This is a genomic window from Bradyrhizobium archetypum (assembly GCF_013114835.1).
Taxonomy (GTDB): domain Bacteria; phylum Pseudomonadota; class Alphaproteobacteria; order Rhizobiales; family Xanthobacteraceae; genus Bradyrhizobium; species Bradyrhizobium archetypum.
The window spans coordinates 432,349-446,356 of the sequence record NZ_JAAVLW010000001.1; the positions used below are offsets into that span (position 1 = coordinate 432,349).

Here is a 14,008-nt window from a genome sequence, read left to right on the forward strand (position 1 = left end):
TCGGTTAACGGAACGTTCTCCGAATGCGCCGCAACTTCGCCTTGTTTTTGACAAAAATCTGTCTTGATCGACAACCCAGCTCCAGAAATTTGTGTATCCTTAAGGCTTTAAGGAACAAAGCTGTTAACGATGATTAAGAAAGTCTTAATCGCGGCCATTTCATTCGTATCGCTCAACCAATAGGATGTTTGCGGATGTGGCGGACAAGCTGCCGGCGGGGCACGCTTGCGGTCCGCGGGGGTTTATGAATCCAGCTTCGAGCTTGCGGGGTTTTTGCAAGAACGGCTGGGCGCGTAAAGTTAAGAGGGCTCGGACTGACATGGCGAACAATCCGAAGAAGGTAAAAGATCCCACTGAAGTCGCGCTCTCCGCCATTCAGGAAGCGCTCAACATCAGCGATACCACCGTCGACCCCAGCCGAAATTCGATCAGCGGTGAACTCCCCCCGCCAACCATGCCCTCCGGCGCGCCCGCCTATTCCGGAGCACCGTTCGACACGCGCCCCAGTGCCGAGCGGCCGGCGTTCGATCAGATCGAAGAGCCGCGCGGCCCCCGCCGCGCCGCCAATGACGATCGCGAAACCATCGGACAACTTCTGCAGGCGATCCAGAAGAACCAGCCTGCACGCAGCGTCTACATGCTTGCCGCCGCGTTTAGCGGCGTCTGGCTGCTCGGTTGCGGCCTTCTGACCGTCAGCTTCCTGTCGTCTCTGCAGGCGGCGATCGGACAGAGCGGCGGCATACTGGTGCTCGCCGGACTTGCGGCATTGTTCTTCGCGCCGGTCCTGTTGTTCTATTTTCTCGCCAGCCTCGCCTGGCGCGGCCAGGAAATGCGGATGATCGCGCAGTCGATGGCGCAGGTCGCGATCCGCTTCTCCGAGCCCGAAGGCGCGGCCGCCGATTCCATGGTGACCGTCGGTCAAGCGATCCGCCGCGAGGTCGCAGCAATGGGCGACGGCGTCGAGCGTGCGATTGCGCGCGCCGGCGAACTGGAAACGCTCGTTGCCAATGAAGTCGCAGCACTCGAGCGCGCCTATTCCGACAACGAAGTGCGTATCCGCGCGCTGCTGCAGGACATCGCCCATCAGCGCGACAATCTGGTCGGTCAGGCCGAGCAGGTTCGCAGCGCCATCTCCGGGGTCCAGATCGATCTGCGCCACGACATCGCGCTGATCTCCGACGCGATTGCCTCGCGCGTCGACGAGGTCGCAAAAAGTATTACCGGCGCGCTGGAAGAGCGCGGCCAGCACATCACGAGCGCGTTGAGCCATGCTGGCGACAATATGATTCTCGCGCTCGGCGAGCGCGGCGGCGACCTGCTCGACCGCCTGGAAGAAGCCAGCGCCGAGACCACGCGCGCGGTGCTCGATGCGTCCGAACGGCTGACCACCAGCCTCAACTTCAAGACCGGCCACGTCCACGACGAGTTCGTCGATCTCGCCGATCGCGTCCACGAGGTACTGAATGAACGCATCGACCGCATCACCAGCGAATTCGAACAGCGATCATCGACTATCGTCGACGGCATCTCCGACCGCACCGAGCAGGTCCACGATTCCCTGAAGAATTCTTCCGATTCGCTCTTGCTCGAACTCGAGCTGCGCTCGGGCGATCTCGTCAACAAGATCGACGAGGCCGGCAACCGACTGGCGAGCCGCATCCTCACCTCCGGCGACAAGGCCAGCGACGCGCTTGATGTCACGGTGAACAACCTCGTCGCCAAGGTAATCAGCCAGACCGAAAACGCGCACGACAGCCTCGCGCTGCAGATGAGCGCCTATGAGGAACTGGTGAAGAATCAGGGCTCGGAGCTTGCGGAAAAGTTCGCTCGCGACAGCGGCACGCTGGGCGCGCTGATCACGCGCCACATCTCCGAGTTCGACCGCACCGTCAAAACCTTCGGTGGCGAAATCGTCGAGCGCATGGGCCAGCGGACCCAGGAGATATCGGACAGCCTGAAGAATTACGTCGATACTTTCGACACCCGCCTGGTATCGAACAGCGGCGAGATCACCGCTTCCCTCGATCAGCGGCTGCTGCAGTTCGAAACCCAGCTCGGCACCCGCGTCACCGGTCTAGACGCCTCGCTCGACCACAAGATCAAGTCGTTCGACGAGACTATCGACAGCCGCCTGAAATCGCTGGAGACGACGTTCGATAGCCGCGCGCAATCGGTCACCGAAACGATCGACAACCGCCTCAGCACGCTGACGGGATCGCTAACGGACGGTGCGGCGCAGGCGATCCAGTCGATCGACCAGCGCCTCACTCTCCTCACCTCCTCGCTCACCGAGGGGACCGCGCAGGCGATTGCAGCCGTCGATCAACGCATTGCCAGCGTCTCCGAAACCATCGACGGGCGCACATCCTATCTGACCGACACCATCCAGGCGCGTTTCCAGGAAATCCACCAGGGCATTGAGACGCGGGTCGGCGACCTCACCAGCGGCATCGAAACCCGGGTTGGCGCCCTTGCCAGCGGCCTCGAGACTCGGGTCGGCGACCTCGCCAGCGGCCTCGAGACCCGCATCGGCGGCATCGCCGGCGACATCGACACCCGCGTTGCGCAATTCGAGGATCTGCTCGGCTCGCGGATCGAGGCCGTGGCCGGCCGGATCGAAAGCAGCGGCCGCCAGGCCAGCGAAGACCTGATGTCGCGCTCCGAGATGCTGTCCTCCGCCATCAGGTCGCATGTCGAGGACGCCGAGCGTTCGCTGACCAACCTCGTGGTCAATACTTCCGAGACCATCCAGACCGGCGCGCGCAGCGCGCAGCAGGCGCTGCTGACGGTTTCCTCCGACGTCGGCGCGCAGTTGAAACTGACGTCGGCCGAGGTCGAAACCGCCCTCACCGCTGTCGGCACCAGTGCCGCCAACTCGATCCTGACCAGCGCCAAGGATGCCCAGACCACGCTGGTGTCCGCATCCTCCGAGGCAGCCTCGCAGATCAAATCTCTCGCCGCCGATGTCGAGCGCACCCTCTCGGCCGCAGGCGACGCCACGGCCGCGTCGGTTCTCGCCGGCGCGCGCGAGGCGCAGACCACACTGGTGACCGCATCCACAGACGCCGCAAGCCAGGTCAAGTCGCTCGCAGCCGATGTCGAGCGTTCGCTGTCGGCCGCCGGCACCGCGACCGCCGAAGCCGTCACCGCCGGTGCCCTCGCCGCACAGAGCACGCTGGTCGCCGCCTCGACCGAGGCAGCCAATCATGTCAAATCGCTCGCGGCCGACGTCGAGCGTTCGCTCTCGATCGCCGGAACAGCGACCGCCGAGGCAATCACAGCGGGCGCCCGCGAGGCCCAGAATACCCTCATGAGCGCGTCCGCCGACGCATCGAGCCAGGTCAAGTCGCTCGCCGCCGACGTACAGCGCTCGCTCTCGATGGCCGGCAACGCCACCGCCGAGTCGATCACGACGGGCGCACGCGAAGCCCAGAACGCGCTGATCACGGCATCCACCGAAGCCGCCAACCATGTCAAGTCGCTGGCGATCGATGTCGAGCGCACGTTGACAGCGGTCGGCGCCGACACCGCAACTTCCCTCCTCGGAAGCGCGCGCGAAGCACAGAACTCGCTGGCCGCGACCTCTGCGGACGCCGCGAACCAGATCAAGACGATCGCCGCCGAAATGGAGCGGTCGCTCGGCGTCGTCACCGCCAGCACGACCGACACCATCCAGACCACCGCGCAGAACGCACAGAGCGCGCTGGTCGCCGCAACGAACGAGGTCAGCTCCAAGTTCAAGTCGACCTCGACCGATATCGAACGTTCGGTGCTGGCCGCGAGCAGCAATTTCGGCTCGACGATGACCGGCAAGACCGACGAAATCGTCACCTATGTTCAGCAGCAGACCGACCGCCTGGCGCAGATCGTTGACAGCCGCCGCGGTGCGCTGGTCGAAGCGCTCAGCAGCAGGACAACGCAACTGACGACCGACATCGACCGCGTCACCGCCGACGCCTTGAAATCGATCGAGACCCGCGGCCAGGCGTTCTCGCAATCGATGTCGACCCACGGCTCGGAAGTCGCGCGCACGATCACCACCGCGGGCGACCTCGCCACCGGCGCGGTAGCCAAATCGCTGAAGGATCTCGAACAGGCGTCGCGCGCGGCCATCGATCAGTCGCGCCAGGTGTCGATCGCCGCCGTCACCGAAATGCAGGAGACCAGCAAGATTCTGCGCACCGACACCGTGGCGCTGTTCGAGCGGCTGCGTGAAGGCAACATCCTGCTGCAGGAAGTGCTGACCGGAGCCCACGACAACCTCAACTCGCTGGAGCGCGCGCTCGTGACCCGCGTGGCCGACTTCGTGTCCGCGATGAACGACGTCACCGCCCGCAACGGCGTCGCCACCCAGACCCTGGAGGACCAGCTCACCGTCTTCAACAGCAAGACGACGAAGGCGCTGGAAGACCTCGGGGCACTGTCGAGCGAGTTCGAGAAACACGGCAAGGAGCTGGTCGAGGCTGCCGGCGCCGTCGAACAGGCCAACCGCTCCACCACGGAGTCGGTCGCCGACCGCAAGTCGCAGCTGGAATCGCTGGTGACCACCATCGACCTGCGCACCACCGACCTCGATCAGCGCCTGTCGCGCTTCACCGGCCTGCTCGACGAATCGCTCGCCGCGGCCGAGGAGCGCGCCCGCGACATCGCGCGTGTGGTCGCGGAAACGGCTGGCGCCGGCTCGGCTGCCATCAGCCGCCAATTCGAAGCGGTGCGCGCGGCGGCCGAGAACGAGCGGCAGCAGACACTCGATGCGATGAACGACTTGTACCAGCAGAGCACCCAGGAAACGGATGCGATGTTCAAGCAGTCGACCGAGAAGTTCGCTGCGATGGTGCAGTCCATGAAGCAGATGGCGGCCGAGATGCATCAGGAGCTCGAGGCGACGCGCAACGAGCTGCGCCGCGGCGTGCTCGAAATGCCGCAGGAAGCCGCCGACAACACCGCCCAGATGCGCAAGGTGATCGTCGACCAGATCGAGGCGCTCGCTGAACTCAACCGCATTGTCGCCCATCACGGCCGCGGCCTCGATGTCGTGACCGCCGGCCGCGCCACCGTGCAGCGCCAGGAAGAGCCGGTAATGGCGGCCGCCGGCAGTCGCAATGAGGTGCGGATGCGCGATGCCGGCAGTGCTTCCACCCTGCCGCCGCCGGACCTCGGCATGCCGATGCCGATGCCGGCGCAGCGCCGTACCGAAGCCCCGCCTGTCGCGCCGGCCGGTCAAGACGCTGGACGCGACGGGTGGCTTTCCGACCTGCTCCACCGCACTGATGCAAACGCCGGACAGGCTCCTCGGGGCCGCGCCCCCCAGAACGCTGCCAATCCTCTGGAGTCGCTGTCGCTTGACATCGGCCGACTGATGGATCGCAACCTCGCCGCCGAAATGTGGGATCGCTATCAGCGTGGCGAGAGCAAGGCGTTCTCTAAGCGCCTCTACACGCCGGCCGGCCAGAAGGCGTTCGACGAAGTCTCACGCAAATATCGCGCCGACCGCAGCTTCAAGCAGACGGTCGACCGCTATATCGCCGAGTTCGAACGGCTGCTCGACGAAGTCGCGCGCGAGGATCGTGGGCCGCAGGCGCTGCGCGGCCATCTCACCTCTGAGACCGGCCTCGTCTATACCCTGCTTGCGCACGCAGCGGGGCGGCTCGGGTGAGCAGCGATGGCGAATAGCGAATGGAAAGCGGAGGCCCTCGCGGCCTCCGTTTTGTTTTGAAGCCCTGCGCCTCAACGCGTTGACGATCGTGCGAAGTGAGGTCTAGCAATTCCGCTAGCCAAGATCGTCATTGCCAGGAGCCAACGGGTCGCGCGAATGTGCGCCTCATGACAGGCTCCGCGACGAAGCAATCCATGCCTCCGGAAGTGACGAAATGGATTGCTTCGCGGAGCCTGTCATCCGGCGGCGCTTCGCTCCGATCGGGTGGCTCGCAATGACGCCGCTCGCAGCAATTCTATTCGCTATTCGCCAATCACTGCCGCTTCTGCCCGTTCGGCGCCCTCGGCGGTGGTACGGCCGGCGGCGGCGCGGCCGGTGGCGGCGGCGCGGCTGCCTGGCTGCTGCTTCCGCCGCCGAAGATCACCCGGGTCGGGTTACGGTCGAAATTGTTCACGGCGCGGCTGATATCGGACAGGGTGCGACGGCCATCGGCCATCAGCGCCCCCGACCGCTTATCAAAATCCTCAGCCAGCTCACGGATCGACTTGATCATCAGGTTCAACTCGCCGCCGGCGACGCCCCCCGCGATCGTGTTCAGCCCCAGCATGAGACTGTCGGCCTTGCCCATCACGCCGTCGACCCTGAGCATAACGTTGTCGATCTTCTCGGAGTTGCGCGCGAGCGCAGCCGTGAAGGTTTCGAGGTTTCGCAGCGAGTTCTTCACCGATTCCTGGTTGTCGGCAACGAGTCGGTTGACGTTTTGCAGCGTGGCACGGATGGATTCCGTCACGTCCTGCAGTGCGCTCGGATCGGCGGTCAGCATTGGCACCCCGTCCTCGTCGAGCGGCACGGCAGGTGCGGACTCTTCACCACCCTTCAGCGAGATCGCGGCGACGCCGGTCAGGCCCTGGAATTCGAGACCGACGAGCGTATCTTTGCGGATCGGAGCGTTGTTCTCGACCATCGCCAGCGCGACCACCCGGCGTGGGTTGTCGAGTTTGACCGAGACAACCTCACCTATCCGGATACCGTTGAAGTTGACGCTGCCACCGTTGCGGAGGCCGGATGCCGGACCTTCGAACACGATGCGGATCGGGCTGCGCAGCTTGGTGGCATGCAGGCTCTGAAACCACAACACAAAGCCGAACGCCGCCGCAATCACAGCAAGCGTGAAGGCCCCAATCAGGACGTAGTTCGCCCGCGTTTCCATAACTCAAAGTACTCCGAAATCTAGGTCCACTTCGGCGTTGCCGATGGACCCGCCATTATCTCATGTTTGAGCATGATCTGATCCGAAAACCGATCACACCTTTGGGGGCCATGCTCTAGCCCATCACAGCGCGGGCGCGTTTGCCGTGAAAATATTGCCTCAGCCAGGGATGTTGTGAGGCCTGCATGTCGGCAATCGATCCTGCGGCAATGATCTTGCCGTTCCCTAAAACCGCGATGCGATCGCAGGCCGTATAAAGGCTGTCGAGATCATGGGTTACCATGAAAACCGTCAGACCCAAAGTACGCTGCAGGGTGCGCACCAACTCGTCGAAATCCCCGGCGCCGATCGGATCGAGCCCGGACGTCGGCTCGTCCAGGAACACCAGTTCGGGATCAAGCGCGAGCGCGCGCGCCAGTGCGACGCGCTTGATCATGCCGCCGGACAGTTCGGACGGATAGCGGTCCGCGACTTCGGGCCGCAGCCCAACCATGCCGAGCTTGGCCACCATGATCTCGTCGAGCAGCCGCTGCGAGACCTTGAGATATTCGCGTACCGGAAACTGGATGTTCTGCCGCACCGTGAGCGAGGAAAACAGCGCGCCCTGCTGAAACAGGATGCCCCAGCGGCGCTCGACGCCGCGGCGCTCCGCTGCACTCGCCGCATCAAGATCGACGCCGAACACCTCGATGCGTCCACTGAGCTTGGGCACAAGACCGATGATCGTGCGCGTCAGCACCGACTTGCCGGCACCTGATGGGCCGACGAATCCGAGAATCTCGCCGCGCTTGACGTCAAGGTTGAGCCCGTCGAGCACCCGTGTCTTGCCGAACTGCACGGTGATGTCGCGAACCCGGATGATGGCGTCGGAAGTCTCGCCCACCATAATTACATTCCGATCGATGCAAAGAAGATAGCGAACACCCCATCCATCACGATCACGAAGAAGATCCCCTTCACCACTGAGGACGTGGTGTGCTGCCCGAGCGACTCGGCGCTGCCCTGCACGGCCAGTCCCTCGACGCAGGCGACGATGCCGATGACAGCCGCCATCACCGGCGCCTTGATCAGGCCGACGACGAAATGATCGATCGAGATGGCATCGCGCAGCCGCAGCAGGAAAGCTTCGGGCTCGACGCCGCCATAGAGCCACGCCACCAGCCCGCCGCCGTAAAGCGCGGCCATCGCGCCGAGGAACGCCAATATCGGCAATGCCAGCACCAGCGCCAGCATCCGCGGCAGGATCAAAACTTCGATCGGATCGAACCCCATGGTGCGCAGCGCGTCGATCTCCTCGCGCATCTTCATCGAGCCGAGTTCGGCGGTGTAGGCCGAGCCCGAGCGGCCCGCCACCATGATCGCCACCAGCAGCACGCCGATCTCGCGCAGCACCAGCACGCCCAGCATGTCGACCACGAAGATATCGGCGCCGAACCTGCGGAAATGGAAAATGCCCTGCTGCGAGATGATGCAGCCGATCAGGAAGGTGATCAGCACCACGATCGGCACCGCGCGCCAGCATACCTGCTCCATATGGTGGATGGTCGAGGTCAGCCTGAAGCCGCGCGGGCGAATAACGACGTGGCCGGTTGCGGCGAGCACCGCGCCGAGCATGTCGACCAACCCGATCAACGTCCCGCCGATGCCGGCGACGCTGCGGCCGACCTGCTCCAGCATGCCCGTGATCGTTACCCGGTCGGTCTCGATGATCGGCTCGGCCTTCACGCGGCGCACCTCGTCGACCAGGCTCGAATAATTGGCCGAGAGCCCGGCGATCCGGGCCTCGACCCCTCCCCGGGTCAGGCTGCGGCGCAGCCGCTCGATCAGCCAGGCGCCGAACGTGTCGAGCTTCGATACCCGCGAAACGTCGATAAAGATGTTGGGCCCGGTGCCGCTGAGCTTCTCGGCATCGGCCACCATTCGTTCCAGCACCGGGGCAAAGCGTGCCGTCCAGGGGCCGGCCGCGCACAGCGCCAGCGCGTTGTCCCTGGCCATCCGCTCCAATGTCGGCTCGCCGCTCAAAATGCCCACCCCTTGGCCGACATACCCGCGTAAACCGCTCGGGTTCCGCACGCCGTGCCGCCTTGTCGAATCCGCCCCTAACCAGCCATACTTGGTAGCGGCGGGCAAGCTTACGGTTCACAAAATTTGCCAGATTTTAAAATGACTTCCAGCCTATCTCGAAAGCTTGCCGTCAGCATCGAACGCTGGCCCATCGCAGGCGCTTTCACCATCAGCCGCGGCGCGAAAACCGAGGCCGTGACCGTCGTTGCGACCGTGAGCCAGGGCGACCAGACTGGGCACGGCGAATGCGTGCCCTACCCGCGCTATGGCGAGACCCCGAAAGCGACATTGGAAGCGCTCAAGGCGATGCAGGAGCCGCTCGCCAACGGAATGGACCGTATCGCCCTGCAGACGGCCATGCCCGCGGGCGCTGCCCGGAACGCACTTGATTGCGCGCTCATGGACCTCGAGGCCAAGACTTCCGGCATGCGGGTCTGGACCCTGCTCGGCCGGCAGCCGCCGCGCCCCTGCACGACGGCCTTCACGATCTCGCTTGGGACGCCGGAAGCGATGGCCGCGGCAACCTCCAAGGCTGCGCATCGGCCGTTACTGAAGATCAAGCTCGGCGGCGACGGCGATGACGAACGGATAGTGGCGGTACGCGAGGCCGCCCCCGAATCCGAACTGATCGTTGATGCGAACGAGGCCTGGACGCCGGATGACCTCGAATACAACCTCGCGGCCTGCGCCAACGCCGGGGTCACGCTGGTCGAGCAGCCGCTGCCGGCCGGGCGGGATGAGGTGCTGACGCGGATCAAGCGCCCAATCGCGGTCTGCGCCGACGAAAGCGTGCACGACCGCGCGTCATTGGAGGGCCTTCGCGGTCGCTACGACGCCGTGAATATCAAGCTCGACAAGACCGGCGGGCTGACGGAGGCGCTCGCAATGGCGCATGCAGCGCAAGCGCTCGGCTTTGAAATCATGATCGGCTGCATGGTCGCCACCTCGCTGGCGATGGCGCCGGCCATGCTGCTCGCACAACAGGCCAGGTTCGTCGATCTGGACGGCCCTCTGTTGCTGGCGCGCGACCGGGATAGCGGCCTGCGCTACGACGGCAGCCTGGTCTATCCGCCGGAAGCCGCATTGTGGGGCTGATGCGAGAGCCGATCCCGCGCCAGCCAGATCACCAACCCGCCGAGAGCGGCCATTACCGCCATCGCGTAATAGATGCCCTGTCCCCAGGTCTCGTAGATCGTGCCTGATGCAACCGATGCGAGGCCGGAGACAATGCCGCCGCAGGCGGTCAGATAGCCCTGGGCACGCGCCATCACATGGCCGGGCACGTGCTTCAGCATCAATCCCATGATGCCGACCTGTGTCAGGCCGAAGCTCAGCGCATGCGCGAGCTGGACGATCGCAAGGATCGCGAGCGGCAGGTCCTGCGCCGTTAACACCCAGCGTGTGGCGGCGCTCAGCGCCGCGATCACCACCAGCATCGATGGCTGCAGCGTGAACCGCGGTGACAGCGCAAACAGCACGATCTCGGCAATCACACCCAGCACCCACAGAACCGCAATCGTCAGCCCGTCGAAGCCCGCCTGCTGCCAGGCAATCGACGCGAAAATGTAGTAGGCGGCATGGCTGCCCTGGATCAGCGCCGATGCCACGATGATCGCGATAAAGCCGCCGTCGCGCAGCAATGCGCTCGCGCCCCCGGTGACCGGGCGGGCGCTCTTGGCCTCGTCCAGCGGCTCCAGCGCGAGGCTGGCGAGCGCCCCGATCGCGGCCGAGCCGGCAATGATCCAGATCAGATTTCGAGCAGCGATGAGGTCGAGCAGCAGGCCGCAGACCAGCGCGCCGAGGACGAAGGCGGCCGAGCCCCATAGCCGCAACGGCCCGTAGTTGAGTCCATAGCGCTTCACGCCGCGCAACGCATAGGCATCCGTGAGCGGTACCATGGGCGTCCACAGGCAGCAGGTCACGGCGTAGATCAGGAACACCAGCGGCGGCAAATGCTGGGTCCCCAGCACGGAAAAGCCCAAGGCGGTGGCGAAGGCGGTCACAATGATGCCCCCGCGCAAGGCGTGGCGCCGTTCCGCCAGTTCCGTCACCAGCGGGAGCACCGTAAACCGGGTCACCGGAGGCACGGCCGTAATCAGCCCGATCCAGAACGCGTCGATCCCGACCGCCTTCAGCCAAACCGTGAAAAACGGCAGATGAGTGCCGCTCATGCCGAACAGCGTGCCGTAGAATAGCGCCACCCGCGCCGCGAAACGGCCGGATGCGGCTTGAGAAGCGATGGGGATTTGTGATTCGCTTGGCATCAATCCCATTGCGATTCGGGCAATATCGTGTTGTTTCGTTATCGCAACGCGCGCTGATTTGCGCGAAGAGTTTGACATGGCCGACGAAGCATTCGCCCTTTCGCCGATCTCAGCACGCGCCACGCTGCCGAGCGAGGAGGACTATGCTGCAATCGCCGAAGCCTTCATGGAGACTTCGCGCGGCCGCTGGTTCCTAACCGAATACGCCAAGCGCAACCGCAACGCCGACACCCGCATGGTGCTGGATGCGGTGGCACGGATCGAGCAAAGCCTTTCCGCCCAGCGGGAAGAGACCCTGCAGCGGGAAGCAGCCCTGCAACGGGAGGAAGGCCTCTCGGCGCAGCAGGCGGCGGAGGCCATCGCTGCGGCTGCGGCGGCACAAGACCGCCTGACCGAGGCGCTCGCGGCCATCCGCGGGGCGGTCGACGCGGCCGAGGAATCGGCGGTCGAGGCGATCGACAGCCTCGCGCTGGAGCAGCGACTGGCACCAGTCCGCAAGGGCGCGCGCGTGCTGCGGGAAATCGCCTGGCGGTTGCGGGAAATCGGCAATGACGGGCGAATCTGCGATTTGATCGATTCGCAGGTCACCGTCATCGAAAAGGGCACCGAACAGTTCTCCTCCGAAGAGGCGCGAGTGGCCCTGCGTGCGGCCTTTGCCGCCCTCCAGGGCCGGCTTGTGGAATTCGGCGATGACACTTCGCCGCCGCCGGTGATCGACCCCGAGGCGGCGCCCTTCCCGGCCATGGAGGAAATGCCGGCGGCGGAGACCGTCGAGACATTCCGGACGCGGGATGCTGCCGAGGCGCCGTCCGCCCCGATGGCAGCGCCCGCCGAGGCTACGTTTGCCGCGGCGGAAGCCGTGTTGGCGGAAGCGGAAACCGCGCCCGCCCCCGAGCTTTCCGCAGCGCCTGCTGCAGCCCAGGAAGCCGCGGCCCAAAACATCGCAGCGGCGGTTCAAGACACCGCGTCTCAAGACGACGCAGTCCAGGACAATTCAGCCGAAAACGCTGGCGCGCAGGACGAGGCGGTCCTCGACATGATCGCGATGGAAATGGGTGCGCCCGACCCGATCAGCGACGACGAGATCGCCGAAGCGGCAGCCGAGCAAGCCCGTTTGGCGGAAGCTGCGCCGATTGCCGCCGAGATCGTCGCCGAAGCGCCTGAACCGGTCGCCGCACAGGCACCACCACCTGTTCAACCGCCCCCGCCATCCGCCGCAGCAGCGGCGCCTGCGCCGGCCGTGGAAATGTCCCTCGGCTCGACGCTCATTGCGAGCGGCATGCTGCGCAAGCCGGTTATGGCGGCGAACGACCCGCTGGCGCCGATCCGCCGCATGAGCCAGGCCGAGAAGATCGCGTTCTTCTCGTAAGGGATGCCGTGCTGCGGTCTCAGGCGCTCCGGCTTCAGAACGCGTCGCAGCTTTTGTTGCACGTGCGAATAATTCCCTTTCCGGTTGATTCGCCTTCTACAACCTCGGCCTCTACCGCACCGGATCGACGAGGAGGCCGAGCAGAACCTGCAGATGTGGTCCTTGATGCTATGCAGCTTCGACGGCGCAGGTGAGGGCCTGATGCTTGGGCCGGACGCCCGACCTGGCCGACCGCAAACTCGACCTGATCATGGCCGGCGATCTCGGGACTGGGAGACGCTGACCAAGATCGTCCCCAAACTCGGCGACCGCAGCTATCGGGGCGCATCCCAAGGTGTCGCGGCGCCACGCGAGCCGTATCACCCATCGACAGCGACGCCATGGTCCGCGCCGATGTCGACCGCGAGAGCATCGGACGACTGCCGATGTCGGTGACCATGCTGCTGTTTCACCTCAAAGTCGCGGCATGGCAGCGGCCGGCGTGGGGCGGATCAACATCACATGCCAATGCGCATCGATCAGGCCCGGCATCAGCACGCGTCCGCCGCCGTCAAGCATAATTGTTTGCCCGGAGTCGCTTGTCGCCGTCACTGGCGAGATCTTCTCGATCTTGTTGCCATTGACCAGAACATTGGATGGTGCGGAAAGCGCCTCGCTTCTTCCGTCGAAAATGCGGACGTTCTGAAAAAGTACGGCCGCCCCTTGCTGCACTTGCGCGGGGAGCGGCGCTGTCATGAAGCTCAACGCGATCGCCGCTGCTGCGATATGGACGACTCGACAGCAACTTGTTTGGGACACAGGCCTACCTCCGCGTCATGCGCCGGTTGACAAGGATGCACCGCGCACCACGTCAGGCCCGGCTGGCACAAAGTCAGCTACGTGCCGCTTACCGCCACCGGCGACCTCCACGCATAGGCCAGCCACCCGATGCCATGCGAGATCAGGTCGACGCCGAGTAGGAATCCGAGGACCCACAATCCGGTCATCGGAAATCCGGTCAGAATGACGAAACCGGCTGCGACGCCAAACACGCCGGACAGCAGCATGATCCAGCCCGCCTCCCGCCAATGGGTGACACCGAGCAGGATGCGAACGAAGCCGGAAACCACAAGCACCAGACCTAGGACATAGGTGAGGATCAGCGCACTGGCGACCGGCTGGCTCACCAGCACAATGCCAAAAGCGATGTACAGGATGCCGAGGATCACCTGCCATACGAACCCGCCCCACCCCTTAGTCCAGAACGCATGGACGACCTCGAACGCGCCGGCGATGATCGATACCCAGCCGATGAAGATGGTGCTGATGAGGGTGACCAGCATGATGTCGCCGAGAACCAGAATTCCCGCCGCAATCATGACGAGCCCAAGCAGAACACAGATCCAGAACGGCGGCGCCGGCAAACTTCCGACACTCGTTCGCGAACTGCTGTCATATGTCGTCAT

Annotated in this window: 9 protein-coding genes; 3 read left to right on the forward strand and 6 right to left on the reverse strand. The window is 64.6% G+C overall.

From position 1 onward, the window contains the following. Window positions 1-319 precede the first annotated feature (319 nt). Window positions 320-5,656: an apolipoprotein A-IV repeat region-like domain-containing protein gene (locus HCN50_RS01965; RefSeq protein WP_171707921.1), complete on the forward strand. Its 5,337-nt coding sequence runs from the start codon at window positions 320-322 to the stop codon at window positions 5,654-5,656. A gap of 313 nt (window positions 5,657-5,969) precedes the next feature. Here the strand turns inward: HCN50_RS01965 and HCN50_RS01970 are convergent, their stop codons facing one another. The 3 genes from HCN50_RS01970 to HCN50_RS01980 all read right to left on the reverse strand — a co-directional run bounded on the left by HCN50_RS01970 (window position 5,970) and on the right by HCN50_RS01980 (window position 8,888). Then, entirely contained in the window at window positions 5,970-6,866 is an 897-nt protein-coding gene (locus HCN50_RS01970; RefSeq protein ID WP_171707922.1) for an MlaD family protein, read from the reverse strand. Between the two features lie 115 nt (window positions 6,867-6,981). Then, window positions 6,982-7,752, reverse strand: a complete 771-nt coding sequence (locus HCN50_RS01975; protein WP_171707923.1) for an ABC transporter ATP-binding protein — start codon at window positions 7,750-7,752, stop codon at window positions 6,982-6,984. Window positions 7,753-7,754: 2 nt separating this feature from the next. Next, the gene (locus HCN50_RS01980; RefSeq protein ID WP_171708411.1) at window positions 7,755-8,888 is read right to left on the reverse strand and encodes an ABC transporter permease; all 1,134 of its coding nucleotides are present in this window, start codon (window positions 8,886-8,888) and stop codon (window positions 7,755-7,757) included. A gap of 141 nt (window positions 8,889-9,029) precedes the next feature. Between HCN50_RS01980 and dgcA the strand changes: the two genes are divergently transcribed. After that, window positions 9,030-10,025: an N-acetyl-D-Glu racemase DgcA gene (gene dgcA, locus HCN50_RS01985; RefSeq protein ID WP_171707924.1), complete on the forward strand. Its 996-nt coding sequence runs from the start codon at window positions 9,030-9,032 to the stop codon at window positions 10,023-10,025. Here dgcA and HCN50_RS01990 read toward each other — a convergent pair. Then, window positions 9,995-11,194 (reverse strand): MFS transporter, encoded by a 1,200-nt coding sequence (locus tag HCN50_RS01990; protein WP_171707925.1) that lies wholly within the window; start codon window positions 11,192-11,194, stop codon window positions 9,995-9,997. The genes dgcA and HCN50_RS01990 overlap by 31 nt on opposite strands. A 76-nt stretch (window positions 11,195-11,270) precedes the next feature. On the opposite strand from HCN50_RS01990, the gene HCN50_RS01995 reads away from it, so the two are divergent. Next, window positions 11,271-12,563 carry a hypothetical protein gene (locus HCN50_RS01995; RefSeq protein ID WP_171707926.1) on the forward strand — a complete coding sequence of 431 codons (1,293 nt, stop codon included), beginning with the start codon at window positions 11,271-11,273 and terminating at the stop codon, window positions 12,561-12,563. 453 nt (window positions 12,564-13,016) lie between these two features. On the opposite strand, the gene HCN50_RS02000 is transcribed toward HCN50_RS01995, so the two are convergent. Both HCN50_RS02000 and HCN50_RS02005 read right to left on the reverse strand, forming a co-directional pair. Continuing rightward, on the reverse strand, window positions 13,017-13,307 hold the full coding sequence (locus HCN50_RS02000) for a hypothetical protein (RefSeq protein WP_210264739.1): 291 nt from the start codon (window positions 13,305-13,307) through the stop codon (window positions 13,017-13,019). 131 nt (window positions 13,308-13,438) lie between these two features. After that, window positions 13,439-14,008 carry an HdeD family acid-resistance protein gene (locus tag HCN50_RS02005; protein ID WP_171707927.1) on the reverse strand — a complete coding sequence of 190 codons (570 nt, stop codon included), beginning with the start codon at window positions 14,006-14,008 and terminating at the stop codon, window positions 13,439-13,441.

Bases quoted from the DNA above. Each gene is read 5' to 3' on its own strand.
- HCN50_RS01965 (WP_171707921.1), top strand. From the start codon at position 320: ATGGCGAACAATCCGAAGAAGGTAAAAGATCCCACTGAAGTCGCGCTC.
- HCN50_RS01970 (WP_171707922.1), bottom strand. From the start codon at position 6,866: ATGGAAACGCGGGCGAACTACGTCCTGATTGGGGCCTTCACGCTTGCT.
- HCN50_RS01975 (WP_171707923.1), bottom strand. From the start codon at position 7,752: ATGGTGGGCGAGACTTCCGACGCCATCATCCGGGTTCGCGACATCACC.
- dgcA (WP_171707924.1), top strand. From the start codon at position 9,030: ATGACTTCCAGCCTATCTCGAAAGCTTGCCGTCAGCATCGAACGCTGG.
- HCN50_RS01990 (WP_171707925.1), bottom strand. From the start codon at position 11,194: ATGCCAAGCGAATCACAAATCCCCATCGCTTCTCAAGCCGCATCCGGC.
- HCN50_RS01995 (WP_171707926.1), top strand. From the start codon at position 11,271: ATGGCCGACGAAGCATTCGCCCTTTCGCCGATCTCAGCACGCGCCACG.
- HCN50_RS02005 (WP_171707927.1), bottom strand. From the start codon at position 14,008: ATGACGACATATGACAGCAGTTCGCGAACGAGTGTCGGAAGTTTGCCG.